A 12,972-nucleotide genomic window follows, 5' to 3' on the forward strand; every position below is an offset into this window, starting at 1 on the left:
ATATCTTTTAGGGAAGACATATTATACCCCCTTATTTCTAATCATGTGTCTGATACTTGTGTTGCAATACAAAACCCTATCCCTATCTAGCTACTTCATTTTTCAAGTTTTCAAATCCAAAACGATTAATAAATTTTATGAACGTTTCCCTCTTCTTGCCTTGTTCAGCATAGATGTGAATGATTTTTTCGACAACTTTATACAGCTGTTCAGGCATTAGCTGCTCCATCAATAAAGTACCTATTTGAGCGTCCTTTCCTTTTGCTTTTCCACCAATGTATAAGTCATATCCGTTTTTTACTTTCATGATGCCGATATCATTTATGAGCGGTTCACCACATCCTATAGGACATCCAGTGTAAGCTGGGCGAAGTGTGAAAGGAACAGGTTTTCCTGCTATTCGCTTGTTTAGTTCAATGGCTACAGGCATTCCTTCTTCTTCTGAGCCTTTACAAAAATTGCAGGTCCTTAAGCTTTTCACAAAATTTCCTACTGGATAACAGGACAATCCTACTTCCTTAAATTTCTCTTCCACTAATTTCAGCTTACTTTCAGGTATCTCGATGTAAAGTTGTTGAAATGTAGTCAACTCCAGTTCATGACTATCGCTCATATACTCCACAATTACAGCCAATTGTTTTGCATTTAGTTTTGCTCCAAATGAAATGCCACCATTTACAGCAAGTTTAATCTTTTTATCGATTTGGTTCATTACCATTCTCACCCTTACCCTTCATTGAATTTATTATATGTAATCTATAGAGCAAACAATGTAGTTTACTCTATAGTCAACAGTAATTTTACTTATCTAATTTCACACGTTGTAAACGTAAAGCGTTCAGTACAACTGACACAGAACTAAATGCCATCGCTGCACCTGCAACCCAAGGAGCAAGTAACCCGATTGCTGCAATCGGTATACCAAGTGTATTATAGCCAAATGCCCAGAATAAGTTTTGTTTAATGTTGCGCATTGTTTTACGACTCATAATGATCGCATCGGCAATACTATTCAAATCTCCACGAATTAGTGTCACATCAGCGGCTTCCATCGCTACGTCAGTTCCTGTACCAATGGCCATCCCAATATTGGCTGTCGCAAGGGCTGGGGCATCATTGATACCGTCACCGACCATCGCTACTTTTCTACCGGCCGCTTGCAGTTTCTTCACTTCTTCTGCTTTACCTTCAGGTAGAACCTCAGCAATGACTGCGTCAACGCCTACTTCTTTTCCTATGGCTTGTGCTGTTCGCTCATTATCACCAGTCATCATGATGACTTTGATACCCATCTCTTTTAAACGACGTATGGCTTCCGCTGATGTGTCTTTTATTGTATCCGCTACAGCAACTAGCCCTGCATATTGCCCATTAATACCAGCTAGCATCGCGGTTTTACCGTCGCTCTCCAATTTCTCCATTGCCGGGAGAACTGCTGTAATATCGATGCCGTATTGCTGCATGAGTTTGCGTGTACCTATAACAACTGCTTGACCTGAAACGGTTGCTTGCACACCATAACCCGGGATTGCTTCGAAAAATTGAACGTTACCAAGTTCGATGCCTTTTTCTTGAATACCTTCAACGATTGCTTGTGCTAATGGGTGTTCAGATTGTTTCTCAGCCGCACCAATTAAAGATAAGATTTTTTCTTCCACTTGACCAATTGCTAGCACAACGTCTGTTAAAACAGGTTTACCATGTGTAACAGTACCTGTTTTATCAACTACAACCGTGTCAATACTTTGTGTCTGCTCTAAGTGCTCTCCACCTTTGAATAAAATACCGAATTCAGCTGCACGACCAGAGCCTGCCATAATGGACGTTGGCGTAGCCAGACCTAGAGCACATGGACATGCAATTACAAGTATCGTAATTAACACTTCAAGTGCTGGTGTAAATTCACCTGGTTGTACCCATAAAATCCAAACAAGGAAGGCAATAATGGCGATCCCTACAACGATTGGAACAAAAATACCTGAAATTTGGTCTGCTAAACGTTGAATCGGTGCTTTAGAACCTTGCGCATCTTCTACGACTTTAATGATTTGTGCTAACGCAGTATCGCGACCAACTTTTGTTGCTTTCATTTTAATAAAACCGTTTTTATTAATCGTTGAACCGAATAACACGTCACCATGCTTTTTATCAACCGGAAGACTTTCCCCTGTCAACATCGATTCATCAACAGCTGTATTTCCTTCTAATACTTCACCGTCAACCGGGATTTTTTCACCTGGTTTCACTAAAATCGTGTCACCAATGACGACTTCTTCTAATGGAATTTCTTTTTCAACACTGTCACGCACGACAATCGCTGTTTTCGCTTGTAAGCCCATTAATTTTTTTATCGCTTCCGATGAACGACCTTTTGCTTTTACCTCAAATAACTTACCTAAAATAATGAGTGTAATCAGTACTGCACTTGTTTCAAAGTAAAGATGCGCATCATGATGGGAACCAGCTGTGACAATCGCTTGGTACACACTGTAGAAGTAAGCTGCAGATGTACCCATAACAACTAGTACGTCCATATTGGCACTGCCATTTCGTAATGCCTTGTAAGCACCAACATAGAACTGTTTTCCGACAATGAATTGGACAGGTGTTGCAAGTGCCATTTGTAGCCATGGATTCATTAAGATATCCGGTAGGTAAAGGAACGATGTAAATGAAAAATGTGCAACCATCGTCCAAAGTAATGGTAAAGATAAAATCGCCGAAATAATGAATTTACGTTTTTGGTCTTTAATTGCTTTTTCACGGTGATCGACCCGTTCTTTGTCATCTTTCTTTTGGTGTGCACCATAGCCTAGTTTCTCCACTTTCGCAATCATGTCTGAAATCGCTACCTCAGACGGGTTAAACTCAATTGTTGCTTTTTCTAATGCTAAGTTGACGTTCGCATTTGCGATTCCATCCATTTTATTTAACCCTTTTTCAATACGTATCGCACATGCTGCACACGTCATACCCGTAATATCAAACTCTGCTTTTTGTTTCAGTACGCCGTAGCCAAGTGCTTCGATTTTCTTTTCAAAATCGGCAGCACTCAGTTTAGACGGGTCATATTTAATCGAAGACTTTTCAAGTGCTAGATTGACATTTGCTTGTTCGACACCATCCATTTTATTTAACCCTTTTTCAATACGTATCGCACACGCAGTGCATGTCATCCCTGTAATTTGCAGATTAGCTTCTTTGACTTCTTTACTCATGTTACTTCCACCTCTTCCATACCACTTGGGGGTATATTTTTTTGAAAATAATAGAGTGCTAAAGAAGCACTCAATCAATTTTATTCGATCTCATAACCTTGATCTTCAATCGTTTCTTTAATTTTATCAAGTGACACTTTCACTTCATCAAATACTACATCTACTTGAGCTTCCGTTAAGTTTACCTTTACTTGTTCAACTCCTGCTAATTGACCAACACTTCCCTCAATAGCATTCACACAATGTCCACATGACATTCCATGTACCTTTAATGTTATATCTTTTCATGTTTTCTCTCTCCTTTAATTGAAGTATTTTAATCCAGACTTGTTATACGATATAGGGGTATAAATACTTTAAAATTTTTTTTATTTTTTATCGTGCTATTTCGTTTTTATTTTTTCATTAGCTTTTGAATCGTCACAACTAATTCGTCTAATACCTCTTCATCACCTTCTGAAAGTCGATCTACCACACAACCTTTTAGATGACCTTCCAAAAGGATTTTGGCTACGCTATTTAAAGCAGATTGTGTCGCAGACAGTTGTGTGATTACATCGTCACAGTAAACGTCTTTGTCTATCATTCCCTTTATACCTCTAATTTGACCTTCAATACGATTTAATCGAGTTGTTAAATCCTTTTTTACACGTTCTGGATGATGACTTTTTCGACAAGACACTACAATCTCTGTATGGCAAGCTGCTTCTTTCACTGTGTTTTCCATCAGCTCAACCTCCTAACTTGATTTTATATTACCATACCCCGGTGTGGTATGTAAAGTGCAAAGTAGAAAAGTATACGTCACATTTAAATTCAATCATTAAAAATTTTAAAAAGTCTAGTTTTGCTTATTCACCTAACCTGCTGCGTTAGTTTAAGTGTAACATTTCACAATGAATCGCCGAAATCCACTTGAAGTTTTAAACGTAAAAACAGACCATCGAAATGATGGTCTCATTTAGCTAAAGCACCCGTTAGTTGAAGAAGCATTCTGGCTATAAATATCGAATAAAAGCGTCTTATCTCTTTCACTTAAACTAAAAAAATTTTTCAATAACTGTTTTATCATATGTTTCATAATAATAGTGAATACGTTGTTCACTTCATCTTCACTGGAAGAAAAATAAAAGCCTTGCTATACTTTTTCGTAACAAGGCTTTTACTGTTGTCTCATTTTTTATTTAGACTTTATCATGCTTTGCCTCTTCGCGACCAAATTATAATAGGTATGAGAACTAAGGATAAAAGTCCCCCACTTAAAGACAATGTAGCATAACTTGTATTAGCTACTACCATTCCCGAAAGAGCACCACCTGAAGCACCTGCTAATGCAATAAAAACATCAAGTGTTCCTTGAGTTTTCGCACGTGTTGAAGGCTCTGTAGAATCAACAATTAGAGCAGTTCCACTAATTAAGCCAAAGTTCCATCCCAATCCAAGTAAAGAAAGAGCAAGTACTAATAGAACCATTGAATCGCTTGGTGCGAATGCTGCTAATAAACCAGCGAATAACAATGTAATCCCAGAGGCTATGCTCATAGTTGTTCGACCTACTTTATCTACAAGGATTCCTGTGATAAGTGAGGGAAGATACATTGCACCTATGTGAAAACCAATAACAATTCCAATTTCATTTAGACCATGTCCATGGTGTTTCATATGTACCGGTGTCATAGTCATAATTGCAACCATTACAATTTGGGTAAGAACCATAACCGTGGCACCAATCATTAGACCTCTTCTATTTATTGCTTTATCAACAGAATCCCTTTTATTTACAGGCTCATATTCTTGTTTATAGGCTGCTATCCTGTTTGCAATGTCTAACGGGTCGGGACGCAACATAATTAAAAGAACAAGACCTGCTAAGATAAATGCAGTAGCTGATAATATGAATGGACCTGCAAGTGGCGGAACACCTATGAAACTAGCAAATTCACCCATAACTTCTACTAGGTTTGGGCCGGCAACAGCCCCGAATGTTGTCATAACCATCGTAGTACTAATAGCTGTTGCTCGTTGTTTTTTGTTTGCTAAATCTGTTCCCGCATAACGAGCTTGTAAATTTGTCGCAGTTCCTGCACCATAGATCAGTAGAGAAGCAAATAATAAAATGACACTATTCATCAAGGCAGCAATCACAACTCCAATTGCACCAAGTCCACCTACAATAAAACCTATTGATAAACCTGTACGGCGTCCATATCGTTGTGAAATTTTCCCAACAATTAAAGCAGCTCCTGCTGAACCTAAAGTAAATAAAGCTGCCGGCACTCCTGCATAAGCATCAGTTCCAAGCATTTGTTGAGCCAACAGGGCACCTACTGTAACTCCTGCTGCAAGCCCTGCACCACCGAAGATTTGTGATAAACTTACAACGAACAACACACGTCTATACAAGCTCTTTAATTTTTCTGGTGAATCTATATAACTCTCAATTGAATCTTGTGCTTTACCAGACACTTATTAACACCTTCTTCTATTTATTTTTATTAAACTAAACTGCTGCGTTATTTCAATAAGAAAAAGCCACCCTTTCAGGCAGCCACTTGTTTAACTAAAGCACCCGTTAGCTAAAGAAGAAATTTTACCTTTTATGTTTAATCATTTTTTGGATTTATTAGTTGCAGGAACTGTATCCTTTTTACCCGAAAACTAATTGTTGGGTAGTTGGATACCTCGCCAGCCGCTTACATCGCATTGGCCATATTCATTATCACCCACAGCAACCACTGTGCCGTCCGATTTAAGCCCGACGGTATGGGCACAACCCGCCGCAATTGCCACAATATCGCGCCAATCACTTACATTACATTGGCCATACTCATTCCAACCCACAGCCGCCACAGTACCGTCCGATTTAAGGCCGATAGTATGATTACTACCCACTGCTATCGCCACAATATCGCACCAGTCGTTTACATTGCATTGGTCATGCTTATTCCAACCCACAGCCATCACCGTGCCGTCCGATTTAAGACCGATTGTATGAAGATAACCCGCCGCGACCGCCACAATATCGCACCAACCGCTTACATTGCATTGGCGATACCGATTATTACCTACAGCCGTCACCGTGCCGTCCAATTTAAGCCCGATGGTATGCCAGTCACCCGCCGCGACCGCAACAATATCATGCCAGCCGTTTACATTGCATTCAACTTCATTATTTCGGCCCACTGCTACTACCATGCCATCCGATTTAAGCCCAATGGTACGACGCCAACCTGCCGCAACCTCTACAATATCACGCCAGTCGTTTACGTCGCATTGGTCATGCTTATTCCAACCCACAGCCGCCACCGTGCCGTCCGATTTAAGACCGATTGTATGAGCATTACCCGTGTTCGTTGCCATATGAACATTACCAGCCACGACCGCCACAATATCGCGCCAACCGCTTATATCACATTGGCCATATTTATTATCACCCACAGCCATCACCGTGCCGTCAGATTTAAGCCCAACGGTATGACGACTCCCCGCCGTTATGGTATCTTTTGGCCACCGTTTCAATTTTAACACCTCTTCTTTGGGTAAAATGTAATCCATGTTTTACCTCCTTGAAAACAAGACCTATTTTATTATTGTATCACTTTTGCTTGTTATACTAACCTGCCCCGTTAGTTTAAGTGTACCATTTCACAATGGATTTCTGAGATCTACTTGATGTTTTGGATAAAAAAATAGACCATCGGAAAGATGGTCTTGTTTAACTAAAGCACCCGTTAGTTGAAAAACGTCATACATTAATTTTCTTTTTCTTTATTGTCTCTCTCTTTTATATATCTTCCGTACACCTCTTTCACCCTGTCATTGCTATTGGCTGGTACTACTTGTTTATGAATCTCATTAATTAAAATAAACGACCTGAAAATGACTCCGACAATAATTGCACATAAGATATAGATTCCAATAGAACCGAGGAGAACCAAGATACCTAAAAGACCAGCTAATAGAATGGATAACAATAACTTCACAAAACTCCCCCTTAATCTGCCTACCTGTATTCCACAAAGAGCCATCTAGCAGCTCAATGATCTTTAACTAAATCACCCGTTAGCTAAATAAGATTGCACCTGTATCTCGAAAGAAAACAATCTTTTACTAACAAATATTTATTTTAATCTGTGAAATCTTCAATAACTTCAACCACTTCTATTTTCCCGTCAATTATGAGTTCAGGAAGCTCGTTTTTCACATTACCCTGCCAATATTCTCTAGCTTGTTCAATTTTTTGAGAGAATGGAACCCCATCTTCCTTTGGTAAAAGGTTTCCATCACCCTCAAAAGAATTTCCAATAACTCGAAGTTTAACAATCTGCAAAACCTTCCGATTATATGAATCAAATAATTCTTTCCATTTCAATACGTCTTCATAGTTTTTTGTAGCGTATAAACAAGACATTCTTGAAGGGTATTCAGGATATTCTTGTAGTCTGACCATTTCTACTATCACTTCTCTGATAGCTCTTATTGTTTGGTCTGCATATTTAATAGCTACATCGGCATTTTCTTTATTCAAGTACAATCCTTCTTTTGAATAATGTTCTTGTAAAATCCGAAAAAAATCTTCTCCTTTAGAATTCAATTGTTCTCTTTCAAAAAAGAAGCTATATAAAGTATTTCTTTGGCTCTTGTCAAAGCTAATTATTTGACCCAGACTCATTTTATTCCTAGTAACAATGTGATAAACATACAGCTCATTATCTTTCATAGTCTATCTCCTATCTGTCTTCACCTAAATTAATTCGTACCAAAACAAGGGTTCCTAGTTCAACTAACCTGTTGCGTTAGTTTTAGTGTAACATTTCACAATGGATTTCTGAGATTTACTTGATGTTTAAGATAAAAAAATAGACAATTGAAATGATGGTCTTGTCTAAACTAAAGCACCAGTTATCACAATAATAATCTTAACTAATCCAAGTCATTTTCACTTCTTTGGATTCCCATTTATTATCTTTATAATGAACTTTAACTTCTACTCCAACTGTCCCTAAACCTGAACGATACATGGAACCCTCAAAAAAGATTTCATTGTTGGACTTAAAATCAACTTTTTCTATTCTAAGAAGTACGCCATCCAAACGCATCGTATCTGAATATCCCTTTTCTTTCAGTTGTTCAAGAGTAGCGTCCACTACTTTAACTTTATATTTTTCCTTAAAGTAACTTAAGATTTCTTCAGTATCACTTTCATCTGCGTCCTCGAAATTACTCATATCGATTGCTATATATTCCATATCACTACTTAATGCTTCATCCTGTTCCATTATAGAGTCCTATGCAACACAAAGTCTGATTTTGCGAAGTCGCATTTTATGGAGAATAAAAAGAATCCATATTGAAAAAAGTTTGATCAAAATGGATTCTTCTCTTTCACATTGAATTAAAATTTTATAAAAAAGTTTGATCAAAATTCAAGGAAATGTTAACTTAAAATAAAGTCTTCAGACCCATAGAAAAGCGTTCCTGGCTGTACCAAGAACGCAATCGTTAAGTATGCAAAATATAATAATTTCCCTTACTCCAAGTAATATTTCTTTCAAGGCAAGCTATTGACTTCATGTCCTACACGTATTCCAGACTCAATTGCACCTTGTATCCAACCGTGTGGCAGTGCAGTGTGTTCCCCAGCAAAGTGTACCCTTCCTTCGGGAGTGCCGAGGTAAGGAAAAAGTTCTGTTTCTTGTTCTGGTTTGAACAACGTGAAAGCCCCACCTGAATATGGATTCTGAGCCCAACTGTAAGAAGCTCCTGTTATAAATTCATCATATACTTGTTCTCCATGGATGGTAGCCAAGTTCTTTAAGGCTTGTTGAATCCGATTTTCTTCACTCAAGCTGTCCCACGGAATGGCATCATCCTCCCACGTATAGCTAGCTAAAATTACGCCCGACTCGTTCTTTCCAATTCCATGGCTTGGATAATAACTAAATCGGATGGGTAAATCAGAAACCGTTTGACCACCTTTTATCCCTTCATCTTCCCAAAATCTACTTTTAAACTGAAGGCCAATCTTTGTAGAAGTCACATAATGAAGTTCTCTAATCGCTTTCCACTTGTTATGGGAAAAAGAATCATGGGGTTCAACATCAACGAATTGCAAGATCGAGAAAGGAATGGTCAAGATGCAAATGTCACATGTCATTTCAGTGGGTTTTAACGACTCTGTATTCTTAGTATGAAGTGTAACTTGGTTATTATATTGAACAATTTTGGTCATCTGTTGCCCATAAATAATATTTTCTTTTAATTGTTGGAGAAATGCTTGTGGGAGTTGGTCATTTCCTCCAGTAATCTCATAGAAACTGATATTAGGATTGAAAAGAATCATAAATTCACGTAATAGATCCAGGAATGCGAGTTCAGACAAGCCCTCGATTGCAAGTAGTACCTTAATCATTTCAATTGCACCAGGAGATAAAGTCACCCCATTAGGGTTATATCTTAAAAACTCATCCATTGAGAATCTATCATATTCTTTTATTACCCAACTCCAATTTTCCAACGGATTTAGATTGATAAAGTCTATAACCGGTTGAAGTATTGGTTGAATCAACTCCACAGCTGTTTTTCCCTTTTCGTTAGGGGCAACTGGGTAGCCAAGGATATCAGGAGTCTGTTTATACAGATATTGGCGTGTTTTGATCCCATTCACATAGATCAGGTCGTTAGGCGTACTGTTAATAAAAGAATTTACTGGTAAGCGGAATTTTTTTATGTATTCCAAAGTCAAATAATGATGATTTGGAATACGCATTGCCCCTGCTTCCATGTATTGCCCATTGATAAAAGGGGATCGTTTTGTGTAGACACGTCCTCCTACTCTTTTAGAAGCTTCAAGGATAACTACGTTATGTCCGGCTTCCTTTAACAATGAGGCAGCGACCAATCCTGACATACCTGCGCCGACAATGAGAATTTTTTTGGGATTTTGTGTTTTTTTTAGTCCATGTTGAATTGTCCAAATCATTTGATCGGGTGACACAGGAGGAAACATGTTAGTCACACTCTTTCTCCTTAGTTTGTATTGTAAGCCATCCTTTACGAGACTTACTTTCATCCTATTCATACTAGGCTTATCCTATGTGTAAGATAATACAAGGAGGCAGGTAAAGTCATGAATTCATCGGTTTGGTCCCTTATAACCAAATGGAAAAATAAGGAAGATTCTTATTGAAGATGATATACCAAAGTTATTGTAAGTAGAAAAAACCTTGGAAATTCGAATATTACATACTCAAAATTTTCAGGTTATAAGAAAGTCAAAAAAAGAAAAATCCCAAATTAAATTACAATACATGATTTTTGATCAAACATTTTTATAAACGATCAAACTCTTTTACAAATGGTTATATAATAATTATCGTTGCTCTCCATTAGTTCACCTTCATTCTTTACCTTCTTAATATAATGATAACAGCCCGTCCCCTTGTTGAACTAAACTGTCCCGTTAGTTAATTAACAAACTAAAATATATATCAGAATATTCTTTATCTAGTTTTCGATTAGTGATACGATATTAAATGTTAAATATATCTAAAAGGGGAGATTTTTTTGAAAACCACTTCTAATGAAAAAGCTGTTACTAATGAAGTTACAATTAATGCACCTTTAAATTTGGTTTGGTATGCGTGGACAATATCTGAACGAGTTTCAGAGTGGTTCGCTAGTGAAACGGTAGTAATAGCTAAAGAAGGGGGAGCATATGAACTATATTTCGTTCCAGGAAATAAAACTGGTATGAATACTAAAGGTTGCAAGATAATTAAACTTGTTGATGAAAAAGAGCTAGTGTTCACTTGGAAGGGACCAGACCAGTTTAAAGATATAATGAATAATGAAAATGAACTAACAATAGTAAATGTTAGTTTTGAATCAGTTAATGAAAACTCTACAAAAGTCTGTATACACCATACAGGATTTAAGGATGATGAAAGTTGGACAGATGCATTTCAATGGCATCAAATGGCTTGGTCTGGCGTTCTTAGTAGCTTAAAGTCTGTTCTTGAAAAGGGCGAAGGTAATTTATGTTGTCAACCTGTAAAATAAGTACCTTACAAAACCGTCTATTTTTTATGAATAGATGGTTTTTGTTTACTTAAATATATCGCCTTTTAACGAAAGAAGAAAACTCTCTTATTCCACTAAACTGCTTAATTAGCACACTTGATCACCGAATTTTACTTTGTTTTGGACATAAAAACAGACCATCGAATTGATGGTCTTGCTTAACTAAAGCACCCTTTAGTTGAAGAAGAAAACGCCTATTCCACAATCGCGCCCATTTGCTGAACAAGAAAAAATCCTGTATATCAGAGAAATTTTTATCGAACTTTTCACCAAAATCATAACAGAGATTTCTACAGAGTACTTGATGGATCAGGTTACTAGATTATGTTATCGAAAGAATCAATACAGTGATAAATAACGAAATTATATCTGTTAGAGGTAGGTTTCATCTGAAATCACCTCATGTGTATAGATAAATTGCCTAATCATTTCATTTAAATTATTAGCCGCTTTTGTAGGGATCTGATGCTTTGTATGATTAATGAACTTTAATTCCTTACATGGCAATTTTTCATGCAATAACCCAGTTCCTACTGTTCCCACCGTTCCCAATCCAGTAAAAATGGTAACCAGTTCCAAGGGAATTGAATGTAAAGCTTTTGAAAGTAAAAAGTAACTAAAGAGTATAATAACTACCGTTACTATATTTTGTCGCTCTCTTCTTTGGTATTGGCACTTATTTTTGAAATACGAAGTTCTCTATATATCGATAAATCGCATAAGCTACCCCATTCTCGTCATTTTTAAGGGTTGTCGTTGTACAAACAGTTTTTATGCCATCTTTCGCATTTCCCATCGCTACGCTATATCCAACTTTCGAGAACATGGATAAATCATTGATGCTATCCCCGATTGCCATAGACTGATCTAAGGAGCCATTCATCAAGATAGCCAATTTTTCAAGGGCGATTCCTTTTGAAGCTCTTATACTAGTAATTTCAATGTTATGATCAGCAGACGAAACAACCATCAACTCATCAAACTTTCTGAATTGGTTCCATGCTTCCTCTAACTTCTTTTTATCAAAAGAACATGCTAAAATGTTATAGAATTCTTCCTCTTGTTTTAAGATATCATGATAGCTTTCAACTAAAACATATCCAAACTGATCAAATTGCCTTTCCGCTACTTCAAGTAATTCTTTCATATGTGTATTCAACTCTGTGTTTTTCAAACTATTAATCTCATTATGGAAATGTTCTCTTCCCTTTTTAAGAGTATTAATGGCTTTATCAGTAAACACTTCGTAATAATAATTCCGTTCATCTAACCATTGGAGAATAGATTGGACACAATCTTTTGTTAACGTTATAGAAGAAATGCACTTTCCGCTTTTTGAATGAATGGTTGCGCCATTTGTCCCGATTACAAATGTGGAAATCCCGGCTTTTTCACAAATTATTTGAACGTCAAAATAAGCCCGGCCCGTTGAAATAACTACTTCAAAGCCTCTATCTTGGGCATATTGAATCGCCTTTATATTTTCTTCACTAATTTCATTCTTGTTGTTTAATAATGTTCCGTCTAAATCTATCGCAATGAAACGCATGTTATATAGCTCCTTTTCTCATTCTAGCTATTAAATTATCTTTCTAGCTTTTTTTCGTATTATCAATAAAAAGCTAATCAAAAAAGAGAACTCACCCTTCCATCTCGATATTTCCTTTTATAG

General features: G+C 37.1%; 12 protein-coding genes and 1 pseudogene. 1 reads left to right on the plus strand and 12 read right to left on the minus strand.

All coding sequences use genetic code 11. The features are described 5' to 3' along the window. Positions 1 to 82: 82 nt before the first annotated feature. The 10 genes from AN959_RS09495 to AN959_RS09540 all read right to left on the minus strand — a co-directional run bounded on the left by AN959_RS09495 (position 83) and on the right by AN959_RS09540 (position 10,227). Positions 83 to 712, minus strand: coding sequence for a nitrite reductase (locus tag AN959_RS09495; protein WP_056830209.1), 630 nt, complete (start codon positions 710 to 712; stop codon positions 83 to 85). 88 nt (positions 713 to 800) lie between these two features. Further along, entirely contained in the window at positions 801 to 3,218 is a 2,418-nt protein-coding gene (locus AN959_RS09500) for a heavy metal translocating P-type ATPase (RefSeq protein ID WP_056830211.1), read from the minus strand. Between the two features lie 80 nt (positions 3,219 to 3,298). Beyond that, positions 3,299 to 3,496 (minus strand): copper chaperone CopZ, encoded by a 198-nt coding sequence (gene copZ / locus AN959_RS09505; protein ID WP_256363921.1) that lies wholly within the window; start codon positions 3,494 to 3,496, stop codon positions 3,299 to 3,301. 116 nt (positions 3,497 to 3,612) lie between these two features. After that, complete coding sequence (locus tag AN959_RS09510) at positions 3,613 to 3,945, minus strand: metal-sensitive transcriptional regulator (protein ID WP_056830215.1); 333 nt, start codon at positions 3,943 to 3,945, stop codon at positions 3,613 to 3,615. A gap of 467 nt (positions 3,946 to 4,412) precedes the next feature. Next, the gene (locus AN959_RS09515; RefSeq protein ID WP_056830217.1) at positions 4,413 to 5,684 is read right to left on the minus strand and encodes an MFS transporter; all 1,272 of its coding nucleotides are present in this window, start codon (positions 5,682 to 5,684) and stop codon (positions 4,413 to 4,415) included. A 192-nt stretch (positions 5,685 to 5,876) separates the two neighbouring features. Next, positions 5,877 to 6,773 (minus strand): RCC1 repeat protein, encoded by an 897-nt coding sequence (locus AN959_RS09520; protein WP_056830219.1) that lies wholly within the window; start codon positions 6,771 to 6,773, stop codon positions 5,877 to 5,879. Between the two features lie 197 nt (positions 6,774 to 6,970). Continuing rightward, on the minus strand, positions 6,971 to 7,201 hold the full coding sequence (locus AN959_RS09525) for a hypothetical protein (protein WP_056830221.1): 231 nt from the start codon (positions 7,199 to 7,201) through the stop codon (positions 6,971 to 6,973). 143 nt (positions 7,202 to 7,344) lie between these two features. Continuing rightward, positions 7,345 to 7,938: a DUF2441 domain-containing protein gene (locus AN959_RS09530; protein WP_056830223.1), complete on the minus strand. Its 594-nt coding sequence runs from the start codon at positions 7,936 to 7,938 to the stop codon at positions 7,345 to 7,347. A gap of 199 nt (positions 7,939 to 8,137) precedes the next feature. Beyond that, positions 8,138 to 8,497, minus strand: coding sequence for a hypothetical protein (locus AN959_RS09535; protein WP_056830225.1), 360 nt, complete (start codon positions 8,495 to 8,497; stop codon positions 8,138 to 8,140). Positions 8,498 to 8,769: 272 nt separating this feature from the next. Further along, positions 8,770 to 10,227, minus strand: a complete 1,458-nt coding sequence (locus tag AN959_RS09540; RefSeq protein WP_172794348.1) for a flavin monoamine oxidase family protein — start codon at positions 10,225 to 10,227, stop codon at positions 8,770 to 8,772. Between the two features lie 557 nt (positions 10,228 to 10,784). On the opposite strand from AN959_RS09540, the gene AN959_RS09545 reads away from it, so the two are divergent. Continuing rightward, positions 10,785 to 11,279 (plus strand): SRPBCC domain-containing protein, encoded by a 495-nt coding sequence (locus AN959_RS09545; protein WP_056830227.1) that lies wholly within the window; start codon positions 10,785 to 10,787, stop codon positions 11,277 to 11,279. Between the two features lie 393 nt (positions 11,280 to 11,672). On the opposite strand, the pseudogene AN959_RS21870 reads toward AN959_RS09545, so the two are convergent. Both AN959_RS21870 and AN959_RS09550 read right to left on the minus strand, forming a co-directional pair. Next, positions 11,673 to 11,954, minus strand: a pseudogene (locus AN959_RS21870) (SMR family transporter); the annotation flags it as partial. 22 nt (positions 11,955 to 11,976) lie between these two features. Further along, positions 11,977 to 12,849, minus strand: coding sequence for a Cof-type HAD-IIB family hydrolase (locus tag AN959_RS09550; RefSeq protein ID WP_056830229.1), 873 nt, complete (start codon positions 12,847 to 12,849; stop codon positions 11,977 to 11,979). Positions 12,850 to 12,972: the final 123 nt, after the last annotated feature.

The sequence above is a fragment of the Psychrobacillus sp. FJAT-21963 genome (genome assembly GCF_001420585.1).
Classification (GTDB): Bacteria; Bacillota; Bacilli; order Bacillales_A; family Planococcaceae; genus Psychrobacillus.